The organism is Nostoc sp. (assembly GCF_036917095.1).
In the GTDB taxonomy this organism is placed as follows: Bacteria; Cyanobacteriota; Cyanobacteriia; order Cyanobacteriales; family Nostocaceae; genus Nostoc.
This window is the reverse complement of record NZ_JBALFH010000044.1, coordinates 893,445-919,544: the sequence shown is the minus strand read 5'-3', so window position 1 is coordinate 919,544 and position 26,100 is coordinate 893,445. Positions and strand designations below refer to the sequence as shown.

The window sequence follows — 26,100 nt, the reverse complement described above, 5'->3', positions numbered from 1 at the left end:
TTAATAATACTTGCTTATACGTGTTTGTTTATTGATGATGCCTGCGGTGTGCGTAGCGATCGCCTTTTTGGAAAAACTTTTTGGTTTACTGATTGACTGATTTAGCTCTACCGACTGATACAGTAGCAACAGAACTAGATGACGCAGCAGATTTAGACCCATTGGTTGATTGAATTGCCGTTTTTTGCCCTAGTATTCTAGGCATTTGTAACGCTTTTTCAATTTCGTTCAACTTCTGCAAAATCACTTGCGTATTTTGAGGACGATGATTTGCAGTAGGAGCCATCAAATGGTCAATTAAATCTGCCAAAAGTGGATAAATATTGAGTGCAGATTTTCGCCAGTGCAACTCGTTTGTCAGAGGGTCATAAATTTCTTTATCCTGGGGTTCCTTACCTGTGAGCAGAAAAATAAAAGTCCGTCCCAATGCAAAAAAGTCTGACTGTTGTACTGAATAACCGTTTTGTTGCTCTGGCGGTGAATAGCCTTGTGAAATAATTCTGGTATGGGAATTTCCCGCCAAAATTGTTGTCGTGATTTGTCGAACTGCACCAAAATCAATTAAGACAAGCTGCCCATTTGGTCGCAGCATGATATTCTGAGGCTTAATATCACGGTGAAAATATTGATGAGCGTGTACTAAAGCGAGAATTTCTACAAGTTGTTTTAGCCAATTGAGAGCTTGAGCTTCAGAAAGACGTTGATAATTACGAAATTCCATCCACTGCTCTAAATTTACGCCTTCAATTTTCTCCATTGCTAAACAGTGCAATGGTACAGAGCTATTTTTAGGTAAAACAGTAAAATAACCATCTGGTTCTACCTTGGGAATACCCGCACTGTTTAGCTGACTCAAAACCTTTGCTTCCTGTTGAAACAGTTCAATGGCTTTGGGGTTATTCTCAGTCAGCACTTTTAAAACTTTAGTTTTCCCACACTCGTCAACTTCAAAAGTGTTACCAAAGCCACCTTGTCCTAGTTGTTTGAGTACCCGATAGCGACCTTGCAACAGTATTTCTGACCCACAGTTACGGCAAATCAGGTTGTTTGCATTCACTGGGTCAACAGGTTTTGGACAATGGGGATTTATACAATAGGTCATTACACAAAAGTAAATATCCTAAAAAATCGATTTTTATTGCAATCTAAAGTTCTATTAATAGAGTTCCCTAAAACTTTGACAAAGTAGCATATAGTTTTTAAAATATGCCTGCAATGAATTTCTAATAACCTAGAATAGATGTCTTGCATAGTCTACAAATAATACAAAAGCTAGCACTGGAGATGAAAATTAGTGTTAATGTTACTTCTCAACATTGGGAATGAGCGATATGCCATAGCAAGCCGACAGGTTATAGAAGTAATACCGCTTGTTGTACTCAAAAGTTTGCCCCACCAGCCTGAGCATATCGCTGGTGTTTTTAACTATCGGGGACGCATTGTACCAGTAATTGATTTATGTCAGTTGATGCGTGGTAAACCTTCCAGTGAGTACCTGAGTACTAGGATTGTCCTAGTCAATTATTGGGGAAGTAATAATACAGAACTTAAGGCTCCCTATATTTTGGGTTTGATGACAGAACAAGTTGTAGAAACATTACATAAGTCTGAGTCTGAATTTGTTAATCCCAATATCCAGATAGATACAGCGCCATATTTGGGCAAAATGATTGTAGATGATCGAGGGATGATTCAGTGTCTTCGCATTGAGTACTTGTTGTCAGAAGCGCAGCAAGTCAATCTCTTGCCAGAAAGTCATCACAATACTAGGTTTTAGATTGGTCTGAAGACTCTATAAATGGCACAATCTGTTATTGAGGCTTTACTAAAAAGCAAAATTGGTTTAGATGCAAATTCTATTGGTGCTGATGCGATCGCAAGTGCAATTTATCAACGCATGGCAGATTGCGGCATCACGGATATTGCTCACTATCTGGGGAAGTTACAGGTATCTACCCAGGAATGGGAAGCACTGATTGACACCGTAATTATTTCAGAAACTTGGTTTTTTCGAGAACCAGAATCTTTTGCATTTCTAAAGCATTACGTATTATCTGAATGGTTGCCAAAAAATCCCCAGAGAGTACTGCGAGTTTTGAGTGTACCATGTGCAACGGGTGAAGAACCATATTCCATTGCGATCGCTCTTTTGGAAGCAGGATTAAATCCGACAAACATTCACATCGATGCTGTTGATGTTAGCAACAAGTGCCTACTAAAAGCCCAACGAGCAATCTACAATCAATACTCGTTTCGCGGCAATAGCCAATCGTTTCAAGAGCGCTATTTTCAGGCAACTGAGGCAGGATATCGCCTGTGCGAACAGGTGAAAAGTATGGTGAATTTTATTAATGGCAACTTGGCAGATCCGGCTTTTCTAGCTGACACGCCGCTTTATGATGTAGTCTTTTGCCGTAACCTATTGATTTACTTCGATGTGACAACAAAAGAGCGCACCATTCAAGTCTTAGAAAGATTGCTAAGGGAAAAAGGCTTGCTATTTGTGGGACACGCTGAAACTTGGTTATTGTTTAAAACTCAATTGATCTCAGTTCGTCAAGATTCAGTAGTTGCTCATCGAAAGTCCACAGGGGGCGAAAATGTTCGCAAAAATCATCATCCAAATCTTCAGAGACAAGGCTTCACAGGCAAAAATATAGATGTTCTCAACAAGCGACAGCTACCGAAAAAAAACCGTTCCAAGTTTGTCGCCCAAGAGAGGTTAAATGTTGCTCCTCAGAATCCGATATTGCCAATAGAACTAAAAGTAAATTTGTTAGAAACAGCTAAAGCTTTAGCCGATGAAGGTCGATTGGATGAGGCGGTTAAACTATGCAACGACTATCTCAACCAAAATCAGGCGAGTACTGAAGCATATCTTTTACTAGGTCAGGTGCAGCAAGCGATGGCACAAAATGAGCGGGCGGCACAATCTTTTCAAAAAGCAATTTATTTACAACCGACTCACCAAGAGGCGCTGACTCATCTGGCATTACTCAAAGAACATCAAGGAAATGCGGATAGTGCTAATCTTCTCTGGCAAAGAATTCACCGATTAACGAAGGATAAGCAGTTCTGAGGAGATCGAGTAGGAGGCAATATTGTGTAGGTTTTGCTTAAAAAATAGAAATGTGTAGGTTAAGTTCTCGTTTGTATGCAATAAACTTTGACCTCTCTCCAAACCTCTCTCCTAAAAGGAGAGAGGCTTTGAGTCTTACTCCCCTTCCCTTGTAGGGAAGGGGCTGGGGGTTAGGTCTGTATTGGACTCAACTCAGAACCGCTATATTCTTAACCGAGCAGTATTGGGATTCATCCACCTTTGAACTGGATTCATCCACCTTTGAACTCCGTTCATCCACCTTTGAACTCCGTTCATCCACCTTTGAACTCCGTTCATCCACCTTTGAACTCCGTTCATCCACCTTTGAACTCCGTCCATCCACCTCTGAACTCCGTTCATCCACCTTTGAACTCCGTTCATCCACCTCTGAACTCCGTTCATCCACCTTTGAACTCCGTTCATCCACCTCAGATACTCAAACTTCTTACTCAGCACTCAACACTTTCACATTAGAAGAAAAAGCTAGTCTCTGAACTAAGGCTACCTACTTAATAATTTGTTTAAAAATAAAAATACAAACTGTTCATCTTGTTTATGATTTGGGAATTTTAAGAGATGAACGCGTTTTACAGCAGCAGAGGAACAATAGGATATCCAATGTTCAAGAACATCACCTTGCAAACACGGTTGATCGGTTCATTTTTATTCATAGGACTGATTGTATTCGTAATGGCCTTGCTGGCATGGTTCGTTACCAACGAGTTAAATCAGTCAATTAACTCACTAACCTTGAATGACATCCCCAGCTTGTCTGGGGTATGGAAGATTAAGGAAGGCCAGACACAAATTCAATCCGCACAACGATTATTATTTAATCCTGAAATTACTGTTAGTGAAAGAGAGAGTGTAATCACTGAAATCCAGAACGCTTGGAAACAGATTAACGAAGGTATTGCACAGTACGACGCAACTCCATCCACTGAAGAAGAATTAAAAGAGTATAACTTACTTAAAGAAAACTTGGGAACTTGGGAAAAAGTTCATGAAAAATTATTAAAAGTGGAACAAAAAATAAATCAAGATGGAATTAAGAATCCTTGGAAAAAACAGCTTGAATTAATTCTTCAAGGACAACCAGAAACTATTACAGCTAATATTCAAAAGAGGTTAGACTTACGCAATCAAATTGATTTTGAGATAAAGAAACAGGAAGAAGCATTATTTAAAACTACTATATTACAAGCAAAAAAAGTTGTAAATATCAATGAAAATTTCATATCAGATACACAAAAAGAAGTCGAACAGAATGTGGGTCGCAGTATTTTCTGGATTTCTGTAGGAATTGCCATTGGCCCCATAACTGCGATTACTCTTGGGTTTGTAATCGCTCGACAAATTACTTCTCAGATTTTTAGTGTTATTAAAGTTGCAGAGCAAATTTCTCTGGGAAACTTAACAACTAAAATTGCGACTGACTCCAACAGCAAAGATGAAATGAATAGACTCTTAACTGCTTTCCAAACTATGACTCAGAATCTGAATACTCTGATTCGTCAGGTACAGCATTCAGGCATACAGGTTACTTCCTCAGCGACTCAAATAGCAGCTTCGGGTAAACAATTAGAAGGGACGCTCACGGAACAGGTAGCCTCTACTAATGAGGTAGCTGCCGCTACTAAAGAAATTTCCGCTACCTCTAGGGAATTAGTAAGTGCAATGGAACAAGTTGCAACCATTTCCCAAATCACAACTACAGCAGCGAATGATAGTCAAAAAGATATAGTGCGGATGGAAACCACTATGCGGCAGTTAGCAGAAGCCACTAATGCGATCGCTGCCCGATTGGGAGTAATTAGCGAAAAGGCAAATAGCATTAATACTATCGTCGTCACAATTACCAAGGTGGCAGACCAAACGAATCTGCTGTCGTTAAATGCGGCGATCGAAGCCGAAAAAGCTGGAGAGTATGGTTTGGGCTTTGCTGTCGTTGCTAGAGAAATTCGGCGACTAGCAGATCAAACCGCCGTTGCTACCCTCGATATTGAGCAGATGGTTAAGCAGATGCAATCGTCAGTCTCTACAGGTGTGATGGAAATGGACAAGTTTGCCGCAGAAGTTGGGCGGAATATAGAAGATGTTGCCAGCATTAGTACACAGGTTGGGCAAATTATCCAGCAAGTGCAAGACCTGAATCCGCGATTTGAGTTTGTCAACCAGGGTATGGAAACCCAATCTGTGGGAGCGCAACAAATTAGTGAAACGATGGTGCAGTTGAGCAGTACCTCCGTCCAAAGTACGGATTCTTTGCGGGAAATTAATCATGCCATAGCCCAACTTAACCAAGTGGCGCAGGGATTGCGTCAAGAGATTGCCCGCTTTCAGGTGGAAGCAGAAAACGTTATACCCCTGATTCCCCAATTCTCTTGAGCAGCCCTTATGAACCCCGCTACGCCATTAAATATTGAACGTTGTTGGAATTTTATCGGCATTGAGGGCGATCGCTCTTGTCCGCAATTAGCCACCTACACCCATTGCCGCAATTGCCCCGTTTACTCTACTGCTGGACGCTATTTGCTAGAGCGCTCCATACCTGAAAATTATCGGCATGAGTGGACTGAGTTACTAGCTAAATCTAGAACTGATGAAAATTCCCAGATATCCCATACTTTAGCCACCACTCAAATCACGGTTGTGATTTTTCGTCTGCAACGGGAATGGCTGGCACTTTCTGCCCAAATCTTCAAGGAAATTTCCCCTCCGAGTGTGGTTCATACCCTACCGCATCGCAGCAACCAAATCTTGCGGGGATTGGTAAGTATCCGAGGCGAATTGCGATTGTGTATCTCTTTGAGTCATCTGCTGAATCTGGAAACTGCTGATACAGCAGTACAATCGCTGAGTCCAGTGGTGTATTCGCGCATGGTGGTGCTGGAAAATGCAGATAAAACTTGGGTGTTTGGTGTAGATGAACTTTATGGAGTACACCGATTTCACCGGGATGAGTTACAAGATCCGCCTAAGAGTCTGACTCAAACTTATACTAAAGGATTATTTCACTGGCAACCTGGCGTGTCACCAATGGAGCGATCGCACAGTGTCAGCTATTTAGATGATGAATTGTTATTCACCACCTTAGCAAGGAAGGTGCTGTAATCAAAAACCTAACCCCCCAACCCCCTTCCCTACAAGGGAAGGGGGAGAGGTTCTTCCAGGATTAATGAATCGGTGTTCTAGGAAGGTGCAGTAATGTTAGAAGAATTTGATGTCAGCAATCTTTCCTTGCTTGATTTATTCAACATGGAAGTAAAAGCTCAAGTTGTGGTATTGAACGATCGCCTGTTGGCACTGGAAACTAAGCCCGATCCCCAACCAGAATTGGCAGCTTTAATGCGGGCAGCCCATTGTATCAAAGGCGCTGCGCGAATTGTCCAAATCGATCCGGCTGTCAACCTTGCCCACGTCATGGAAGACTGCTTTGTGGCGGCTCAAGAGGGAAAAGTTTCCTTAACTGCCGATCGCATTGATGTATTGTTGCAAGGGGTAGATATGCTCCTGCGGATAGCGGAAACGGTTACAGCCAACCCAAATTTGCAACTGTTAGAAGATGTTGGCATTCAATCATTGGTGAGTGCGATCGCTAATATCCTAACTCTAGAGGCAACCTCTACAAAAATTCATCCCCTAATAACAACAGCACAGTTAGAAGACAACCAACAGACAACCCTTATTTCCCCATCCCCATTAGAAGAACTGGGCATCACCCAAAATCGGGCGGTGCGAATGAGTACTGAAAATCTGAATCGTTTGATGGGTTTAGCAGGAGAGTCTTTAGTTGAGGCGAATTTATTAGAACCATTTGCTAACTCTTTGCTGAAGCTGAGAAAGAATCAGGGGGAATTATCCAACCTGTTGGAGAAGTTACAAGATTTATTAGGCAACTATCATCTGGATCGGCAAATTAAGGAAACCTTGAGTGCAACTCATCAAAAAGCTAACGAATGTTACCAGATGATGAGCGATCGCCAAAACGAACTAGAACAATTTTCTCAGCGTTCTGCTAACCTCGCCCATCGCCTCTATCAAGAAGTTATTGCTACTCGAATGTGTTCCTTTGCAGATGGGGGACAGGGATTTCCGCGAATGGTGCGCGACTTAGCGAGACAATTGGGTAAACGGGTGAAACTGGAAATCGTTGGTAAGTCTACTTTGGTAGATCGAGATATTCTAGAACGTCTGGAAGCTCCGTTGACTCATATCCTGCGGAATGCGATCGATCATGGCATTGAATTGCCCCAGGAACGTCTAGCAGCAGGAAAGTCAGAAGAAGGAATTATTCGGATTGAAGTTACCCATCGCGCCGGAATGCTGTTTATCACCGTTGCAGATGATGGGCGGGGAATCGATATCGAGTTTTTGCGCCAAGCAGTCATCAGCAAACAACTGACAAACCCGGAAATGGCAGCCCAACTTACCGAAGTTGAGTTGATGGAATTCCTGTTTTTGCCTGGTTTCTCCACAACCCAAACTGTAACTGAAATTTCGGGTAGAGGTGTAGGGCTGGATATTGCCCATAGCACAGTGCGGGAAGTTGGCGGCACGCTGCGGGCGGTTTCTGTGTTGGGAAGGGGTATGACCTTTCACTTACAGTTACCATTGACGCTATCTGTGATTCGCACCCTGTTGGTGGAAATTGCTGGCGAACCTTATGCTTTTGGACTGACACGCATTGAAGAGGTGTTAATATTATCGAAGTCTAAGATTGCTGTATCGGAAAATCGCCCATTTTTCGTCATAAATAATCAACCTGTGGAGTTGATTTTAGCAAGTCAAGTTTTAGAGTTAGCCTCGCCTGCGGTGAATATAGAATCGCTATCAGTGATTGTGATTAGCGATCGCCTCAATCGTTATGGATTAGTTGTAGATCGGTTTCTCGGTGAGTGCAATTTGGTTGTTCGCCCCCTAGATCCCCGCCTTGGTAAAGTCCCGAATATTAGCGCCGCCGCCCTGATGGATGATGGTTCGCCAGTCTTGATTGTCGATGTCGAAGATTTAGTCCGTTCCATTGCTAAAGTGTTTTCCAGCGGACAACTTTCTCAGGTAAATCAGTCTGCTCATCAGGCAGTTACCAAAGCTTACAAGCGAGTATTAGTGGTGGATGATTCAATAACTGTGCGCGAAATGGAGCGCAAACTTTTGGAAAACAATGGTTACAAAGCTGAAGTGGCGGTTAATGGCATTGATGGTTGGAATGCAATCCGTAGCGGCGATTATGACTTGGTGGTGACAGATATTGATATGCCCCGGATGAACGGCTTTGAACTCACCAGCCAGATAAAAACTCATGCCAAGTTGAAGCAAATACCTGTGATTATCGTTTCTTACAAAGACCGGGAAGAAGACCGACTGCAAGGGTTAGAAGCAGGTGCAGACTACTACTTAACTAAGAGCAGCTTTCATGATGACACTCTGTTAAAAGCGGTGATTGATTTAATTGGAGAGGCTTGATAATAATTCGTAATTACCAAATTTCACCACCTTAAAAGGGCTGAATCTAGAACTTACGCATTGACAAAAAATCTCATCCATCTCCCTGTACTGTCTGTCTAGTAATCAGGATTCTTGCCGAATTTTGTTTCTGATAAAAAGTTGTTCTGCATTAAGTAGGATGACCAGTAGCCCTATAGATGATCTGGCGATTGCCGGAGTTGCCCAGTTGTGATTCACCAGGTCGGGGATGGTTATAACAAGCATCAATGCAATGAGGAATATCGGTATAATCATGACAATATTCCGATCCCAAGCAGGTTTATCGCGCAGTCTCGCTTCGCTTTGTAGTACGCGATTACGCCAAAAGGGAAAAGTACTTAGGACAGAAGTAAGGTATAACAGTCCAGCATTAATTAGCAGAATTGTTTTAAAGTTTGGAGCGATGTCAGAATGTCCAAGGAAGATCGCTGTTAGGCAAGCTCCTGCTGCTAGATACAGAAAAGTAAACAAGGTAAAGTGCTTCATTGGTTACTCCTTGTGCTTTATAAACTGGAGTTTAGACTAGACTATATGGCAAAGGCATCTAAATTATATAGGACTAGCCCTTTCAAGGTAACGAACAAAGATACGTTGTTTCAGTGCTACCATTTTGAATCCTCCGCTCAGATTGTGGGCTTTTTGAATATTGAAATTACCAATTTTCCTTCCAAATTTCACCACCTTGAAAGGGCTGAATCTAGATTTAATCTGGGTTTCTATCTGTTGTATTTTTTGGGTTATTTTGGAGAAATGCGATAAATTGTGAGAATTGCGATCGCTAACGATATGTTCATGGCTGTAGAGGTACTGCGGCGGGCTGTGGTAAAAATACCAGGTTACAAGCTGGCGTGGGTTGCCTACGATGGTGCGGAAGCTGTGAGCAAGTGTGCGGCTGATACTCCCGACTTGATTTTGATGGATGTGCTGATGCCCAGTATGGATGGAGTAGAAGCTACACGGCATATCATGAGGCAATCTCCCTGCGCGATTGTGATGGTAACAGCTAGCGTTAATCGCTATGCAGCCAAGGTTTTTGAAGCAATGGGCTATGGAGCCTTGGATGCCATCAATACGCCAATCTTAGGTGATGATGGGCTACTAAATAAAATTGCCACGATCGCCCGTTTAATTGGTAAATCTTCATATCGGCGATCGCCGCCTGTCCATAACTCAAAATCACTTCCACCTCTAATCGTTATCGGGGCTTCCACTGGTGGGCCCCAGGCATTGAAAACTATTCTCTCCCAATTTTCCCAAGATTTTCCGGCGGCTGTGGTTATTGTTCAGCATATAGATGCTCAATTTGTCCAAGGTTTTGCCACCTGGTTGAACGAGCAAATTCCTATGCGTGTGCAAGTAGCGATCGCAAACTCTACACCACAGCCTGGTAAAGTTCTGCTTGCTGGCACAAACCATCATTTAGTGATGCGTCCCGACCTCACCATTGGCTATGACAAAGAACCACTACATTTTTTCTATCGTCCATCAGTTGATGTTTTCTTCAAGAGTGTGGCTAAAAATTGGACTGGAAAGGGGGTTGGGGCGTTGCTGACGGGGATGGGTGGAGATGGCGCTCAAGGTTTAAAACAATTGCGCGAAGCAGGTTGGCATACTATTGCTCAAGACCGCAAAACTTGCGTTGTTTATGGTATGCCGAAAGTAGCAGTGGAATTAAAAGCTGCGGTAGAGGTTTTGCCAGTTGAGGCGATCGCATCAGCCTGCATCAATTTTACGGGAAAATACTTAATTAAATAGCAAAGTTTATATCACGGCAATGCACATATTTGTGTTAAAGCAAATACTTAAAATATCTTTACGAAGTATTTCAAAACACTAATATAATGATTTACTGAGATATAATTGCGACAATCACAAGTTAGTATATTTAACTTATTAGTTTGTAGTCGTAAAAACAAAGACCTATTTAGAGGTGCTAAATGAACCCGCAAGAAACAGCACTCTTACAAATATCTCAAAAGACAGAAAGATTATCACCAAAGTGGAGTGAACCACAAACCCCACAAGCTATGCCATTTATTCTGGATGCCAAAATATGCACAGTCAGACTTTTGCTAATTGACGATCAGGTAATTATCAGCGAAGCCTTCCGTCGGATGGTTGCGACAGAAACAGATATTTCCCTTCATTACACAAGCAATCCAGCTAAAGCTATTCAAGATGCGATCGCTATAGAACCAACGACGATCTTTTTGGATATGATCATGCCAGATATCGATGGATTAATGTTACTGCGTTGGTTTCGCTCTCATCCAGTAACTCGTGATATTCCTATCGTCATGCTATCCAGTAAAGAAGAACCAAAGTTGAAAGCCGACGCCTTTGCTGAGGGTGCAAATGACTACCTAATTAAGTTACCCGATGCAGTTGAGTTAATTGCCCGCATTCGTTATCATTCCAAAGCTTACAATAACCTCAAAGCACTCACTACTGCAACTGCTACTGCCCAGCTTCAAGCACAACAGTTAGAAAATACCTTACGAGAATTACAAACTACCCAAGTTCAATTGATCCAGACAGAAAAAATGTCTAGCTTGGGTCGGATGGTTGCAGGATTAGCGCACGAAATTAATAATCCTGTTAATTTTATTCACGGAAATTTTAATCATCTTAATAACCATGTAAACTGTCTTTTAAATTTAATCCAACTATATCAACAAGAACATCCAGATTCCTATTCTTTATTTGAAGAAAAATTTGGTGAATTTAATATTGATTTTATCATCGATGATTTACCAAAAATTCTTTCATCCATGAGGATAGGAACCGATCGGATTCGTGACATCGTGCTATCGCTAAAAAACTTTTCTCGACTCGATCAGTCAGAGAAAAAAGCTGTTAATATTCATGAAGGTATTGAAAGTACTTTATTACTTTTAAATCATCGAATACAACCAAAAATTGAAATTATAAAAAAATATGGAAATCTCCCACCAGTTCAATGTTATCCAGCACAACTAAACCAAGTATTCATGAATATTCTTAGTAATGGCATTGATGCTTTACTAGAGCTAGATAATCATATCCAAAAACAAATTGTAATTGAAACTGAAGTAACTAAATTAGAAACAGTTATAATTACATTTAGAGATAACGGTGATGGAATAGATTCCGAGATTCAAAGCAAGATATTCGATCCTTTTTTTACAACTAAACCTATCAACAAAGGAACGGGACTAGGTTTAGCAATTAGCCATCAAATTATTGAGAAACATCAGGGGAATATCCAGCTAAAGTCTGAACTTGCTCGTGGAACGGAATTTACGATCGAAATTCCAATAGCATTAGCTGTTAATAATAAAAGCAATACTTAAATTAAGATTTCATCGGAGAATTATTCTCCAAGACTTGATTCATCTTCCAACAAAGATTTACTTATAAGTTAATAAATTTATAATCCACTTAAATGCGATCGCACTTTTTTATAGGAATCCATAATTGATCTCATCGAATCTTGATGATGAATTATGAATCATTTGCTACCGTTTGCGTTCATAGGATGAGTAACGCTAGTGTTAAAAGAATCGTGCAAAGTAAAACCCTCATCCCAGAAGTCGAGTAGGAAGCTAGAATGGCAATTCCAAATAAACAAGTAAAATCTAATATAGATATTTTAGATAATAGACGCACCCAAACTCGTATCCAAGTTCGCATTCCTAAAGATTTGCATGAGGAACCAGTCATTTCACGACTGGTTTCTCACTATGGGGTCACAATCGTTATTGCTGATGCTCAGGTAAGCACAAACGTACCACAATATAGCTGCTTCGACTTGGAACTACAAGGTACTACTTCCCAAATTGAAAGCGCCTTAACTTACCTGGATGAACTGGATTTAGAAGTTTTGCACCAATCCAGCCCTGAAGAAGATGGTTGGTAAATTGAGTGCTTAGTCCTGAGTTATGAGTGCTGAGTCAAAAACACTCAGCACTCAGCACTCAGCACTCGTTGCTGATTTTAGGCCATTTGATTTTCAATCGCCCACCGCGCTAGTTCAGTGCGATTGTGGAGATTAGTTTTGCCCAACATATTGGACACATGGCTTTCAACCGTGCGCTGACTAACATTGAGTTCTTCAGCAATTTCACGGTTAGCTAAACCCCTAGCAACAAACTGAACTACTTTCAGTTCGGTTGGGGTTAATTGCACATCGAAGGGAACCTGGATACGGGAACCGTTTTCGCCTCCTTTTGCTTGGTGTTCTTTCCAACGGATAGTTTGTTTCAGCGAGGACTCAACTTGCGCTACGAGTTCTTCTGGTTCAAAGGGCTTGACCATATAAACATCAGCACCTTTGTTCAGACCTTTAACTCGGTCTGCACTTTGTCCCTTAGCTGAAAGGAAAAGAACCGGAATCCAGCTGGTGCGTTCGTTTTGCCGGACTTGTTCCACAAAAGTATATCCGTCCATTTCCGGCATCATCACGTCGCAGATGATCATGTCTGGAACATCTTGCTCTAAAATTTCCAGAGCTTCACGTCCATTTTCGGCGGTGATGACTTCGTATCCCCGGAATTCTAAGTAATCCTTCACCAGCAAGATGAGGTTAGGGTCATCATCAATCAATAGAAGTCGTTTGTGATCTTTCATGCTGGGCTCTTTCATAGCAGTGGCACTTGTCGCGCTTCGGTCCATCAAGGTCTTGAATATTTATCCTCTATGGTGGGTTATTTGGAGATGTTGTCCTTTTTCCTACTTAACTTGCCTTTGCTGTCTCGAAGTCTCAAAAATGCCGAGCACTTTCAAGAGACTAGTAGCTCGATAGCAAAAGTCCAGCAAGGATACGTATAGCAGTAGTATCTATAATGCGCTATTATATATCGCATTGAAAGTGGCGGGCGAAAAAACACTGATTAAATAATAATCCTTCTGACTCACAAGTAAGTATTGGCTTAAAGATGACCCTACCTCAAAACCAACCCGCTCTTTCTTAAAGCTTACTGCTACACCATATCCTTCGGTTGTTAAACCTCTATGAGGTGTTCACAAGAAACTAAGGAAGTTTCTGGCAAAGGATGGGTTAAAAATGCATATTCTTTTACCACCTTATTGCCTTATTGCCTATTAAGTGTTCTTGGACGATCCGCTCAATAACTTCCAGGTTTGCTTGGCGATACCATACCCCATCAGGGTAAACCACCATTATGGGTCTAGAACAACAAACGCGCAAGCAGTTGGCTTTAGTTCTATAGACGCAAATGGGCTGACTCTGTTGCGGCTCATCAAATTTTAACTCTTTAAGCCGCTTTTTTAAGTATTCCCAGGATTCCAGACTAGCTGCTTTTGAGCAGCAGTTAGCAATTGTCTGGTCAGCGCAAATAAAAATGTGTCGCTGAATTTTTGCAAGTCCTAATGTTTCTACACAATTACTCAGGGCTTCATGTTCTAGAGATTTAGTGGTTTTGGGGATTTGATGGCTGGACTGGATCGCTGTAATCTTACTCATCGAGCGGCTCCCTGATTACAGTTCTATAACAATTTCCAAGCTTTGCAAATAAAGTTGACCGACAAAGGGATTGGGCATTGGGAAAACTCTTCGTTACTCCCTAGTGCCTTTGACCATATAAAAATCTTCGTAACTTATAGAACAAAACCTGAAAGGTAGAAATAATTAGGCATTTATACTTAAGTACACCGATGAGCTTCTAGTTCGGGAACCCGTACTAAAGGAATTCTTGCCATTGGATGCCAATTTTCGGTAGATTAGCACTCAGGAGTTGAGAGTGCTAATCTCTAAAGGAAAGAAATAATATGGCAGCTTTATCTCTAAGCGTTTCTACAGTTAAACCTTTAGGCGATCGCGTTTTCGTAAAAGTGAACGCCTCTGAGGAAAAGACCGCAGGTGGTCTGTATTTGCCCGATACCGCCAAGGAAAAGCCCCAAGTAGGGGAAGTAGTGGCTCTTGGCCCTGGCAAGCGTAATGACGACGGAAACCGTCAAGAATTGGAAATCAAAGTCGGCGATAAGGTGCTGTACTCTAAGTACGCCGGCACTGACATCAAACTCGGCACCGAAGAATATGTACTGCTTTCTGAAAAAGATATTTTAGCAGTCGTTATTTAGTGGTCATTAGTCATTGGTCATTAGTCATTAGCCAATGACAAAGGACAAATGACAAATGACGAACAAACAAAAGACAAAGGACAACTAAGAAGAAATTATGGCAAAGCGCATTATCTACAACGAAAACGCCCGTCGCGCCTTGGAACGAGGCATTGACATCCTGGCTGAGGCTGTAGCTGTTACCCTTGGCCCCAAAGGTCGTAACGTAGTCCTAGAAAAGAAATTTGGCGCACCCCAAATTGTTAATGACGGTGTAACGATCGCTAAAGAAATCGAATTAGAAGACCACATTGAAAACACTGGTGTAGCTTTGATTCGTCAAGCTGCTTCTAAGACCAATGATGCTGCGGGCGATGGCACCACAACTGCTACCGTTTTAGCTCATGCGATCGTCAAAGAAGGCTTGCGGAACGTTGCAGCTGGTGCTAACGCGATTTCACTAAAGCGTGGTATTGACAAAGCTACTGCCTTTTTAGTAGACAAAATCAAAGAACACGCCCGTCCAGTGGAAGATTCCAAAGCCATTGCCCAAGTTGGTGCGATCTCGGCTGGTAATGACGAAGAAGTCGGTCAGATGATTGCCCAAGCAATGGACAAGGTAGGCAAGGAAGGCGTAATTTCCCTAGAAGAAGGGAAATCTATGTTTACCGAGTTGGAAATCACTGAAGGGATGCGCTTTGACAAAGGCTACATCTCTCCTTATTTCGCTACCGACCCTGAGCGGATGGAAGCAGTTTTTGATGAGCCTTTCATACTGCTGACCGATAAGAAAATCGCTTTGGTACAAGACCTTGTACCAGTGTTAGAGCAAGTAGCTCGTGCTGGTCGTCCTTTGGTGATTATCGCCGAAGATATTGAAAAAGAAGCTTTGGCAACCTTGGTAGTAAACCGTTTGCGCGGTGTACTCAACGTGGCTGCTGTTAAGGCTCCTGGCTTTGGCGATCGCCGCAAAGCACTACTAGAAGACATCGCTGTTTTAACTGGTGGTCAACTAATTACCGAAGATGCTGGTCTGAAGCTAGATAACACCAAGCTGGATAGCCTGGGTAAAGCTCGCCGGATCACCATTACCAAGGACAGCACCACAATTGTTGCCGAAGGTAACGAAGCTGCTGTTAAGGCTCGTGTAGAACAGATTCGTCGTCAAATCGATGAAACCGAATCTTCTTACGACAAAGAGAAATTACAAGAGCGTCTTGCTAAACTCTCTGGTGGTGTTGCTGTAGTGAAAGTTGGTGCAGCAACCGAAACCGAAATGAAAGACAAGAAGTTGCGCCTAGAAGACGCTATCAACGCTACCAAAGCTGCTGTGGAAGAAGGTATCGTTCCTGGTGGTGGTACAACTCTGGCTCACCTTGCTCCTGAATTGGAAGTTTGGGCAAAGAGCAATCTTAAGGATGAAGAGTTGATTGGTGCGTTGATTGTCGTTCGCGCCTTACCTGCACCTCTGAAGCGGATTGCTGAAAACGCCGGTCAGAATGGTGCTGTAATCGCTGAACGCGTGAAAGAGAAAGAATTCAACGTTGGCTACAACGCTGCAACAAACGAATTCGTCGATTTGTTAGAGGCTGGTATTGTTGACCCTGCAAAAGTGACTCGTTCTGCTCTGCAAAACGCTGCTTCTATCGCTGGCATGGTGTTGACAACCGAATGTATTATAGTTGACAAGCCTGAGCCTAAGGATGGCGCCCCTGCTGGCGCTGGTGCTGGTGGCGGTGACTTCGATTACTAATACTTTGTAGTTTAGTTACATAAGTTGAAAAATAGCTGCTTCCCTTGTGGAGGCGGCTGTTTTTTTGTGTCAAAAGAAGAGGAAGAGGGTGAGTTACGACAACGCTTGTAAATATTTAGCTGAACAGTACCCAGCCGACTTTGTGCGTTGGTTACTTGGGGTAGAGGTGCAACAAATTGAAGTCTTAAAAACGGAACTCACGCTTGAACCAATTCGCGCGGATTCTGTGACATTTTTGCAAGCAGCTAACCAAATTTTGCACATTGAATTTCAAACTTTGGCGAAATCTAATCCGGCGCTTAATTTCCGAATGCTCGATTATTCTGTGAGATTGAAGCGTCAATACCGTTGTGCTGTAGTGCAAGTGCTAATCTTTTTGCAAGAAACTACTAACGAAATTGCTTTTACTGAAGAATATCGGGACAACACAACGATTCACCAATATCAGGTTATTCGTCTTTGGGAGCAAGATTCAACACTATTTTTGGCTAATCCGGCGCTGTTACCTTTAGCAAGTTTGACGCGAACTGACTCGCCACAAACTTTACTGGCACAAGTGGCTGAACAAGTCGCTACAATTCCAGATAGAGAGGAGCGGCAAAATATTGCGGGTTGTGTAGAAATTCTGGCGGGTTTGCGGTTTTAAAAGGATTTGGTTCGGCAATTTTTGCGGGAGGATATTATGAAAGAATCTGTAATTTATCAAGATATTGTTCAAAAGGAAGCGTTTAAATTGATTAGTCGTCTACTTAAGCGGCGTTTTGGTGATCTTGATGGATCATTAGTTGAGCAGGTTCGTAATTTATCTGCCGAACAGTTAGAGAATTTGGGAGAGGAACTGCTTGATTTTTCGGAAATTGCTGATTTGATAGCTTGGCTAGAACAGCAATAGAGAAATTAATAAAGCTGCATCATATTTTAGAGATTGAAGCTGCAAGTAGTTTACCGCTTTTATCTTGAGCTTGCAATTTTTGAATAATATGCTCAATAATAATATTCAAATCCTTCCGGCGGCGCATAGAGCGTTTCGGGTCAAGTTGACCGTGTTTTAATAATTCTCTAACCTGTTCTCCTAGCTCAGTACAGCCTCAGTTGTTGTTCACCCTGTCCGCGTAAAATTTGCCGACATTCAGTTAGGATAATATCGCCATTTTCGAGAGTTTTACTAGCATCTGATTGCTTTGGTGTTGCCTCGGATAAATTCTTACTTTTCTGAGAGTTTAAACTGTTATTTAGACATTTTTCTACAGCCTTGGCAAGTTTTGGATCGGATTCTACAACTTCTGCGATCGCTCTTAAATAAATCTGCAATTTGTGATGCTTCCATTATTTACCTACTCTCTGAATAAATTCTTTAGTTAATTTCACCATAGAATCGTGAGAATCATCATATTTTTGTTTATATGTCAAATAATTACTCAATTCTAAACCTTCTGCAATTTTTGCTCTTTCTAAAATTTTGCTTTCAAAAACTGGTGGATAGAACGGATTCACACTAATAGAGTTTAAATGTTCAGTTTGGACTTTAGTTCCGTTGTAACGCGAAATCAAAGTTCCTACTGTTTTTAAGTTATGTATATAATATCTGTTAAACTTTTCAATCTGTTCAAGTAACAAATCTAATCCATGAATTGACATTCTGTTTAGTACACAGGGTATTATTAAACCATCACTAGCTAAGAAAGCACTTTTAATTACTGTGTTAATATTTGGGGCACAGTCTATTAAAATATAGTCATAATTATTTAATAAAGGTTTGAGTATTGTACGAATAAGCTCAACAGGTTTTAAGTTACAAGAATAATAGCCCGATGGCAATTCTTCTTGAATTTCAAATAACCTTGGGCTACTAGGTATTAGATGTAATTGGGCAAAAGAATTTCTATTTCTAACATTTGAAATGTTTTGTTTAACTATAAAATTTTCGCTTTTAACATTTTCTAAAAAATATTCAGGATCTTTAAATAAATAAGGTAATGTCAATCTTTTACTTTCAAATTGTCTTTCCCAAACATCTTCAGACATTAAAGCACTAGTCAAATTAGTTTGAGGATCAAGGTCAATAGCAAGTACACGCTTTTTGTACATTGTATCGCCTGCTAAATATTCCGCTAATGCCATGACTATGGTAGTTTTACCAACTCCACCCTTGAGGTTGCAAATACTTATCACTTTAGCTGTCATAATTTCTGGTAGATTGACGCATTTCATGAGCTACAGTTCTATGCTTCCCTGAAAATACGCCCAACTAACAGGTTCATTTTTACTTTTATATCAAAACCTATGAGCCAAATTAATCCTGAAACAACCCCCTTACACACCTTAAACCCACTCAATCGATTTTCTGACAGAGCAGAGGATTATGTAAAATATCGACCAAGTTACCCCGCAGATGCAATTGATATTATCTTGGAAGGATTAGGTGAAAATTCACAACTCGTAGCAGCAGATATTGGTGCAGGTACGGGAATTGCTTCAAGACTGTTAGCTGAACGTGGAGTTAATGTCATAGCCATAGAACCAAACGCGGCGATGCGAGAAGCTGCTGAATCACATCCTTTGATTGAGTTTCGTGATGGAACAGCAGAATTTACCCAACTACCTGATAATTCAGTTGATTTAGTTACTTGTTTTCAAGCTTTCCACTGGTTCAATCCCGAACCAACTTTATTGGAATTCCACCGTATTTTAAAACCATCAGCACGCTTGGCTGTGGTATGGAATAATCGCGATCAAGAGGATGCCTTAACTACAGAATATAGCCGAATAGTCCGCGAAGCATCTAATAATCACCCGGCAGAATCTCGAATGCAGTCGGTAGAGCCATTGTTAGTAACTCCCCATTTTATTAACATCCGTGAATATAATTTTACTTATAGACAACAGTTAGATTTAACTGGACTTATTGGACGAGCAATGAGTGTTTCTTATTTGCCGTGTGAAGGCTTGGCATACGAACAGCTTATTGATAGATTTCAAGAACTATATCAGCGCTTTCGTGATGAGAGTGGTTTTGTCTATATGGTCTATCGCACTAGCGTACACCTTGGGGAAGTAATTTAAAAATAAAAATGGGAATCATAAAAAGTCGAGTGCGTTAATTCACTCTCAATAAATATCAGGATTCAGATGGCACAACCAAAATATGAAGGTTATTGCGAATGCATTCCTACCAAATTAGTCAAAGAAAAGTTTGGAGATGTTAATGTTTATGCACAAAATGCTAAATCACTCTTAACAAAAGCTACTGGTTTTATTGGTAATTATGATTTTACTCTCAATCCTTACAGGGGATGTCAATACGGTTGTAGTTATTGCTATGCTGCTGCATTTACTCCTAATGCTCAAATGCGCCAAGATTGGGGAAAATGGGTAATTTTTAAGGAAAATTCTGCTGAAATTTTAGCGAAAGAATTAAAAAAATGGTATGAAAAAAATCCCCAGACTCCTCCTAGTATATACATGAGTAGCGTTACCGATCCTTATCAACCACTTGAGTCTAAACATCAATTGACTCGTCGGTTGTTAGAGGTAATGCTAGATATGGGGATTGACGGTTATCCAACTCCAACTTTGGTGATTCAAACTCGTAGCCCAATTATTACTAGAGATATTGATTATTTACAACGATTTAAGCGATTGCGAATTAATATGAGCATTCCCACTGGGAGCGAATTAGTGAGAAAAGATTTTGAACCGCGATCGCCCAGTATTAAAGCCAGACTAAATGCTATAACTAAAATTAAACAAAGTATTGATTATTTCAAAGGTTTTGTTCCTAAAATATCTATCACTATTACCCCTCTACTTCCTACTTTCCCAACTGATGAAGCTGCTTTCATTAACAAATTAGCCATCGCCGATAGGGTTGTAATTCAAACTTTTCATGCTAGCCAGAGTCGTTCTCTCATCGCATCAACTCGCCAAGAAGCTGAAGAAATTAAGCAAAAATACGCTTGGTGGTATGACGATGAGAAATTAAGCTATATGAAATTTAAGGAAAAGTTAGTTTCTCGGCTTCCAAGTGTAGAAATTATGGAAGGTAAAGAGGGATTTGGTTATGAATAATCCTATCAGAAATTGGTGGCGAAGTCAGCAGTTTAAATTATCTTTGAGACGCGGGGATATCCGACGTTCAACGCAATTATTGCAAGAAATTCAAAAATCAGGTGCCAGATTCTCATGGTTAGAAAAACTATTTAGGGATAAACTTCAACTTGAACGCTATTCTCAAGAATACAAACGACAAACAGAAACTTTAAGTAAACAATTAACAGAAGCATCTCAGCAAAAAGATGATTTTATATTAATTCAAGATGAGGAATTTGTTAAATATATCTATAAAGCTTTTAATTTAATACAGCACGATGAATATAAACTGCAATTTACTGGTATTGATGAACGTATATTTGATGATTTTGAATCAAAACTAGTTGAATATCTCAAAGAAGAATTTAGCAAAATTCCTGAAAAACAATTATTTATTAAGCTAGAAGATGCTCTTGAGGATATTAATAACTTAAAAATTGGACAAGATCCAGACTACCGTTTTAGTCTAACTCCTCATGTCTACTTTATGAAGTATTTTTTAGACAATGTATATTGCATATATTTAGCTTGGTTTCTCATTTACCAGGATGCTTTACTACCAAGTAAGGTTAATATCCTTGATATTGCAGCAGGGCCAGGAACAGTTGCTTATGGTTTAGCTTTATTTCTCCAAAGTAGTAGCGGTTTTTTTCATATCCCACAAATGCATATATCCTACTACTCTTTAGAAAAACAAGATGCTTTCCAGTTTCGTGGGCTTCAGTTTTGGCGACGATATATAGAATCGCGTCTAACTACAGTGAATGCTTACTTCCGCTTTGTTACTACTGATATTTTTACTTGGACAACTCAATCGAATAATCTACCCAAAGACTTTTTCGACTTTATTGTAATTTCCCACTGCTTCTTTATAGATAAAGCGAAGAGGGTTGAAGCTAATAATACTTACAAGCAAATATTTGCCACTAGCTTAAAAAATTCAGGTTATATCCTGCTAATTGTGCAAAACAAAAAGTTATTCCAAATTTACGATGTTCACCAAGTTGAAAACCAAGAACAGGAAAAAAATGTAGTGGATAAATTTCTAGCGGAACTGGGATTAGAGTTAGTCTGGTATAGGTATCTAACCTCAACAAGTTCAAGAACCTCTTTGCCCGGTGCTGAATTTGCTAAGTTTGCTCAAGACAAATTACCAAAAAAACTGTATATGAGTCCAATACTGCAACAGTATTTTGGTCAGAAGCATCAGTCAAACTATGCATTAGATGATTATGTAATCTTGGCTAAAAATCATGATAAATTGCAGGTAAAATAGCAGAGAATATATTAAAGAAATATAAGGTATCTGAACTTTAATCTTGAATTTATAAATGACCTGCAATTCACAAATAGCAGAAGGTTGGCATGGCAAACTTAATTTAGTCTATGCCGATCGCCAAGGTGCAACCCAATTAATTTACAATCACCAACAAGCGCCCCTGAAGGTACAACGCCCATTTTATCCAGAGGGTCAAAAAGTTTGTCATAGCGTCATTTTACACACGGCTGGGGGAATGGTGGGAGGCGATCGCTTATCCTCTAACATCCACCTCCAACCCCAAACCCAAGCCTTAATCACTACGGCGGCTGCAAGCAAGATATATCGCAGCAATGGCTTACAAGCTAGACAAACCATCCAGATGCAGGTTGATACTGGTGCTTGTTTAGAATGGTTGCCGCAAGAGACAATTTTATTTAACGACGCGATTTATCGGCAAGATTTACGGGTAGAATTAGCAACCGGGGCTAGCTTTTTAGGCTGGGAAATTACCCGATTTGGTCGCAGTGCTAGAGGAGAAAAATTCTTGCAAGGAGAATGGCGATCGCACACGGAAATATGGCAGCAAGGTATTCCCTTGTGGATTGATCGGCAATGGTTACGGGGTAGCGAGGAAACTTTTCACAGTCCCCACGGCTTGGGTGGAAAACCAATCGTAGGTAGTCTAGTTTGGGTTTGTGGTGCAGTTTCAGCAGAAATTGTCGAAAAAACGCGAAATTTATGGAATGGGGAAGGAGAAGCGGGTGTTAGCCGATTACAACATGGATTATTGTGTCGATATCGCGGTGCTTCTACATCTGAGGTGAGAAACTGGTTTATTGATGTTTGGCAGTTGCTGCGAGTTTCTTTTTTGAATTGTGGTAATTGTATACCAAGAGTTTGGCAGGTTTGAACGAACCGCAGAGGCGCGGAGAACTCAGAGGAGGAGGTAGGAATGCAACTTACGCCGCAGGAAAAAGATAAGCTATTAATTTTTACTGCTGCTTTATTAGCAGAAAGACGAAAAGGAAGGGGTTTAAAACTGAATTATCCAGAAGCGATCGCTTATATTTCGGCTGCCATTTTAGAAGGTGCAAGGGATGGGCAAACTGTAGCTGAATTGATGAGTTATGGTACAACTCTCTTAACACGAGATGATGTCATGGAAGGAATACCTGAAATGGTGCATGAAGTGCAGGTAGAAGCTACTTTTCCTGATGGCACAAAGTTAGTAACAGTACATAATCCAATTCGTTAACTTTTAATTTTTGAATTTATTATGATTCCTGGCGAAATTATCACACCAGCAGGTGAAATTGAACTAAATGTTGGTCGTCCAACTATAAAATTACAAGTGTCAAATACAGGCGATCGCCCCATACAAGTCGGTTCCCACTATCACTTTTATGAAGTTAACACCGCCTTAAACTTTGACAGACAACAAGCGCGAGGAATGCGCCTCGATATTCCCGCAGGAACCGCAGTCCGCTTTGAACCAGGCGACGAAAAACAAATAACTCTAATCCCCCTAGTTGGTACTCGCCAAGTCTACGGCTTCAACGCCAAAATCAACGGAAATCTCTAAAAACCCTCTGCGTACCTCTGCGCTTCCCTCCGCGTCCCTTTGCGTTAAAAAAAAAGGATTTTATATGCCTTACAGAATGGATCGCCGCGCCTACGCCGAAACCTATGGCCCCACAATAGGCGATCGCATCCGACTTGCAGATACAGAATTATTTATTGAAGTTGAACAAGATTTCACCACCTACGGCGACGAAGTGAAATTTGGCGGCGGTAAAGTCATCCGCGATGGGATGGGACAATCCCCCATTTCTAATGCCGATGGTGCTGTAGATTTAGTGATTACCAATGCCTTAATTCTGGATTGGTGGGGTATTGTCAAAGCGGATATTGGCATTAAAGATGGCAAGATTTTCAAAATTGGTAAAGCCGGAAATCCTTATATTCAAAATAATGTAGATATTATTATTGGCCCTGGAACCGAAGCCTTAGCAGGGGAAGGAATGATTCTCACTGCTGGCGGTATTGATGCCCATATTCATTTTATTTGCCCCCAACAAATTGAAGTTGCGATCGCTTCCGGGATTACCACCATGATCGGCGGCGGTACTGGCCCTGCCACAGGTACAAATGCCACTACCTGTACCCCTGGCCCTTGGAATATTTACCGAATGCTGCAAGCTGCTGATGCTTTTCCCGTCAACTTAGGATTTTTGGGCAAAGGTAACGCTAGTCAACCTCAAGGACTTGTAGAACAAGTAGCCGCCGGTGCAATGGGGTTAAAACTTCATGAAGACTGGGGAACTACACCCGCAGCAATTGACACTTGCCTCAGCGTTGCCGATGAATATGATGTGCAAGTAGCGATTCATACTGATACCCTGAACGAAGCCGGATTTGTTGAAGATACGATCGCAGCTTTTAAAAATCGTACTATCCACACCTACCACACTGAAGGCGCAGGCGGTGGACACGCACCAGATATCATCAAAGTTTGCAGCCAAGCCAACGTTTTGCCATCTTCTACCAATCCCACACGCCCTTACACTCTCAACACCTTAGATGAACACCTGGATATGTTGATGGTATGCCATCACCTCGACCCTGCGATCGCTGAAGATGTCGCTTTTGCCGAATCTCGCATCCGTCGGGAAACCATTGCTGCTGAAGATATTTTGCACGACTTAGGCGCATTTAGCATGATTTCTTCCGACTCCCAGGCGATGGGAAGAGTAGGCGAAGTGATAATTCGCACCTGGCAGACATCTCACAAAATGAAGGTGCAACGGGGAACTCTTAACCCACAAGGAACTGAGCAAAAAGCAGACAATTTTCGGGCGAAAAGATATGTTGCTAAGTATACGATTAACCCTGCGATCGCTCACGGAATTGCTGAATATGTCGGTTCAGTGGAAGAGGGAAAATTAGCAGATTTATGTTTGTGGCGTCCTGCATTTTTTGGCGTGAAACCAGAGATAGTTATTAAAGGTGGAATGATTGCATGGTCGCAAATGGGCGATGCCAACGCCAGTATTCCCACACCGCAACCAGTGTATATGCGGCCAATGTTTGGTAGTTTTGCAGGGGCGCGTCATGCCACATCATTAACTTTTATTTCCCAAGCAGCTTTAGAGAAAGAAATACCCAGCCAGCTAGGTTTACAAAAGTCAGCAGTTGCAGTTTCTGGAACACGCCAATTGAGTAAGCAGGATATGAAGCTGAATGATGCACTACCCCACATTGAAGTAGATCCAGAAACATACCAAGTCAGGGCTGATGGTGAGTTGCTGATTTGTGAACCTGCGACAGTTTTACCAATGGCACAGAGGTACTTTTTGTTTTAATTCATGACTGAGCAACTTACTGATTACGATAGTCCTTGGAAAGAAGTCATTGAGCTATATTTTCTCCGCTTTCTGGAATTCTTTTTCACCCAAGCTTATGCTGAAATCGACTGGACGCGACCTTATGAATTTCTGGACACAGAACTGCAACAACTAGAACCGGATGCAGAAATTGGGCGGCGTTTGGTCGATAAAGTCGCAAAAGTTTGGCTACTGGATGGAGAGGAAGCTTGGGTATTGGTTCATGTGGAAGTCCAAGGGCAATATGACAGTCAATTTGCCGAACGGATGTACACATATAATTACCGCTTATTTGACCGTCATAAAAAGCGAGTCATTAGTTTAGCAGTGTTAGCAGATGAACAAACAAATTGGCGGCCTTCTAGCTACAGCTATCAACTGGGCGGATGTCGCGTCAGCTTAGAGTTCCCTGTGGCGAAACTGTTGGACTATGAGCAAGGGTGGGAAACCCTAGAACAAACTACCAACCCCTTTGGTGTAATTGTGATGGCGCATCTCAAGACCAAGGCAACGCAACGAAACCCACAAAATCGGCTACAGTGGAAACTAAGCCTAGTCAGACGGCTGTATGAACGGGGATATAGCCGAGAAGATATTCGGGAATTATTTCGGTTTATCGACTGGATAATGGTTTTGCCAAAAGAGTTGGCACTTAGTTTTAAAACAGAAGTTAGAAGTTACGAGGAGGCAGATAGAATGCGGTACGTAACTAGTATTGAAAGGCTAGCAAAAGAAGAAGGAATTGTCGAAAATGCTAGAGAAAGCATAATTACAGTGCTAGAAACACGATTTGGAGAAGTGTCAAACTCTATTGTCGAAGTTATCAATAAGATAGAAGAACCATCTGTGCTAAAAACGCTTTTCAAAAGTGCGATCGCAATTCCTTCCACAGCAGAATTTCAGCAAGTTTTAGATAATCTCACCTCTGAGAAATAAATGCGATCGCTCCGATGCATTAACAATGCCG

Annotated in this window: 25 protein-coding genes and 1 pseudogene; 19 read left to right on the top strand and 7 right to left on the bottom strand. The window is 41.3% G+C overall.

The genetic code is table 11. From position 1 onward, the window contains the following. Positions 1–85: 85 nt before the first annotated feature. Positions 86–1,102, bottom strand: coding sequence for a serine/threonine protein kinase (locus V7L01_RS28495; protein WP_335040810.1), 1,017 nt, complete (start codon positions 1,100–1,102; stop codon positions 86–88). A 198-nt stretch (positions 1,103–1,300) separates the two neighbouring features. Here V7L01_RS28495 and V7L01_RS28490 point away from each other — a divergent pair, with 198 nt between their 5' ends. Beyond that, positions 1,301–1,777: a chemotaxis protein CheW gene (locus V7L01_RS28490; RefSeq protein WP_335040855.1), complete on the top strand. Its 477-nt coding sequence runs from the start codon at positions 1,301–1,303 to the stop codon at positions 1,775–1,777. Between the two features lie 21 nt (positions 1,778–1,798). After that, a complete protein-coding gene (locus tag V7L01_RS28485; protein ID WP_335040809.1) occupies positions 1,799–3,079 on the top strand; it encodes a CheR family methyltransferase in 1,281 nt (426 codons plus the stop codon). A gap of 187 nt (positions 3,080–3,266) precedes the next feature. Here V7L01_RS28485 and V7L01_RS28480 read toward each other — a convergent pair whose 3' ends face one another. After that, positions 3,267–3,527: a hypothetical protein gene (locus V7L01_RS28480; protein ID WP_335040808.1), complete on the bottom strand. Its 261-nt coding sequence runs from the start codon at positions 3,525–3,527 to the stop codon at positions 3,267–3,269. Positions 3,528–3,718: 191 nt separating this feature from the next. On the opposite strand from V7L01_RS28480, the gene V7L01_RS28475 reads away from it, so the two are divergent. From V7L01_RS28475 to V7L01_RS28465, 3 genes are all read left to right on the top strand, one after another. After that, a complete protein-coding gene (locus tag V7L01_RS28475; protein WP_335040806.1) occupies positions 3,719–5,488 on the top strand; it encodes a HAMP domain-containing methyl-accepting chemotaxis protein in 1,770 nt (589 codons plus the stop codon). Positions 5,489–5,497: 9 nt separating this feature from the next. Continuing rightward, positions 5,498–6,214, top strand: coding sequence for a chemotaxis protein CheW (locus tag V7L01_RS28470; RefSeq protein WP_335040803.1), 717 nt, complete (start codon positions 5,498–5,500; stop codon positions 6,212–6,214). 93 nt (positions 6,215–6,307) lie between these two features. Beyond that, entirely contained in the window at positions 6,308–8,566 is a 2,259-nt protein-coding gene (locus tag V7L01_RS28465) for a hybrid sensor histidine kinase/response regulator (protein WP_335040801.1), read from the top strand. A gap of 105 nt (positions 8,567–8,671) precedes the next feature. Here the strand turns inward: V7L01_RS28465 and V7L01_RS28460 are convergent, their stop codons facing one another. Beyond that, positions 8,672–9,073 carry a hypothetical protein gene (locus V7L01_RS28460; RefSeq protein WP_335040799.1) on the bottom strand — a complete coding sequence of 134 codons (402 nt, stop codon included), beginning with the start codon at positions 9,071–9,073 and terminating at the stop codon, positions 8,672–8,674. Between the two features lie 276 nt (positions 9,074–9,349). On the opposite strand from V7L01_RS28460, the gene V7L01_RS28455 reads away from it, so the two are divergent. The 3 genes from V7L01_RS28455 (at position 9,350) to V7L01_RS28445 (ending at position 12,485) form a co-directional block, all read left to right on the top strand. Then, positions 9,350–10,342: a chemotaxis response regulator protein-glutamate methylesterase gene (locus V7L01_RS28455; RefSeq protein ID WP_335040797.1), complete on the top strand. Its 993-nt coding sequence runs from the start codon at positions 9,350–9,352 to the stop codon at positions 10,340–10,342. A gap of 182 nt (positions 10,343–10,524) precedes the next feature. Next, positions 10,525–11,919: an ATP-binding protein gene (locus V7L01_RS28450; protein ID WP_335040795.1), complete on the top strand. Its 1,395-nt coding sequence runs from the start codon at positions 10,525–10,527 to the stop codon at positions 11,917–11,919. A gap of 257 nt (positions 11,920–12,176) precedes the next feature. Further along, positions 12,177–12,485, top strand: coding sequence for an NIL domain-containing protein (locus V7L01_RS28445; RefSeq protein WP_335040794.1), 309 nt, complete (start codon positions 12,177–12,179; stop codon positions 12,483–12,485). A gap of 77 nt (positions 12,486–12,562) precedes the next feature. On the opposite strand, the gene V7L01_RS28440 is transcribed toward V7L01_RS28445, so the two are convergent. Both V7L01_RS28440 and V7L01_RS28435 read right to left on the bottom strand, forming a co-directional pair. After that, entirely contained in the window at positions 12,563–13,240 is a 678-nt protein-coding gene (locus V7L01_RS28440; protein ID WP_012407592.1) for a response regulator transcription factor, read from the bottom strand. Positions 13,241–13,643: 403 nt separating this feature from the next. Then, complete coding sequence (locus V7L01_RS28435) at positions 13,644–14,051, bottom strand: (2Fe-2S) ferredoxin domain-containing protein (protein WP_335040792.1); 408 nt, start codon at positions 14,049–14,051, stop codon at positions 13,644–13,646. A 305-nt stretch (positions 14,052–14,356) separates the two neighbouring features. Between V7L01_RS28435 and groES the strand changes: the two genes are divergently transcribed. From groES to V7L01_RS28420, 3 genes and pseudogenes are all read left to right on the top strand, one after another. Then, positions 14,357–14,668: a co-chaperone GroES gene (gene groES, locus V7L01_RS28430; protein WP_100898362.1), complete on the top strand. Its 312-nt coding sequence runs from the start codon at positions 14,357–14,359 to the stop codon at positions 14,666–14,668. Positions 14,669–14,765: 97 nt separating this feature from the next. After that, positions 14,766–16,400, top strand: coding sequence for a chaperonin GroEL (gene groL / locus V7L01_RS28425; RefSeq protein WP_099099977.1), 1,635 nt, complete (start codon positions 14,766–14,768; stop codon positions 16,398–16,400). A gap of 88 nt (positions 16,401–16,488) precedes the next feature. After that, positions 16,489–17,292: pseudogene (locus V7L01_RS28420) on the top strand (Rpn family recombination-promoting nuclease/putative transposase). 185 nt (positions 17,293–17,477) lie between these two features. On the opposite strand, the gene V7L01_RS28415 reads toward V7L01_RS28420, so the two are convergent. Both V7L01_RS28415 and V7L01_RS28410 read right to left on the bottom strand, forming a co-directional pair. Next, entirely contained in the window at positions 17,478–17,711 is a 234-nt protein-coding gene (locus tag V7L01_RS28415) for a hypothetical protein (protein ID WP_335040790.1), read from the bottom strand. Positions 17,712–17,726: 15 nt separating this feature from the next. After that, on the bottom strand, positions 17,727–18,584 hold the full coding sequence (locus V7L01_RS28410) for a ParA family protein (protein WP_335040788.1): 858 nt from the start codon (positions 18,582–18,584) through the stop codon (positions 17,727–17,729). A gap of 99 nt (positions 18,585–18,683) precedes the next feature. Here V7L01_RS28410 and V7L01_RS28405 point away from each other — a divergent pair, with 99 nt between their 5' ends. The 8 genes from V7L01_RS28405 (at position 18,684) to V7L01_RS28370 (ending at position 26,069) form a co-directional block, all read left to right on the top strand. Then, complete coding sequence (locus tag V7L01_RS28405; protein ID WP_335040786.1) at positions 18,684–19,463, top strand: class I SAM-dependent methyltransferase; 780 nt, start codon at positions 18,684–18,686, stop codon at positions 19,461–19,463. Positions 19,464–19,529: 66 nt separating this feature from the next. Then, complete coding sequence (locus tag V7L01_RS28400; protein ID WP_335040784.1) at positions 19,530–20,468, top strand: SPL family radical SAM protein; 939 nt, start codon at positions 19,530–19,532, stop codon at positions 20,466–20,468. Further along, entirely contained in the window at positions 20,461–21,765 is a 1,305-nt protein-coding gene (locus V7L01_RS28395; RefSeq protein WP_335040782.1) for a photosystem II assembly protein, read from the top strand. The genes V7L01_RS28400 and V7L01_RS28395 overlap by 8 nt, the downstream gene beginning before the upstream one ends. A gap of 55 nt (positions 21,766–21,820) precedes the next feature. Then, on the top strand, positions 21,821–22,660 hold the full coding sequence (locus tag V7L01_RS28390) for an urease accessory protein UreD (RefSeq protein WP_335040780.1): 840 nt from the start codon (positions 21,821–21,823) through the stop codon (positions 22,658–22,660). Between the two features lie 42 nt (positions 22,661–22,702). Next, positions 22,703–23,005, top strand: coding sequence for an urease subunit gamma (ureA, locus tag V7L01_RS28385; RefSeq protein WP_190736634.1), 303 nt, complete (start codon positions 22,703–22,705; stop codon positions 23,003–23,005). A 21-nt stretch (positions 23,006–23,026) separates the two neighbouring features. Next, positions 23,027–23,332, top strand: coding sequence for an urease subunit beta (locus V7L01_RS28380; RefSeq protein WP_335040778.1), 306 nt, complete (start codon positions 23,027–23,029; stop codon positions 23,330–23,332). Between the two features lie 64 nt (positions 23,333–23,396). Further along, positions 23,397–25,112, top strand: a complete 1,716-nt coding sequence (ureC, locus tag V7L01_RS28375) for an urease subunit alpha (protein WP_335040776.1) — start codon at positions 23,397–23,399, stop codon at positions 25,110–25,112. A 3-nt stretch (positions 25,113–25,115) separates the two neighbouring features. Beyond that, entirely contained in the window at positions 25,116–26,069 is a 954-nt protein-coding gene (locus tag V7L01_RS28370; RefSeq protein WP_335040774.1) for a transposase, read from the top strand. The last annotated feature ends 31 nt before the right edge of the window (positions 26,070–26,100 follow it).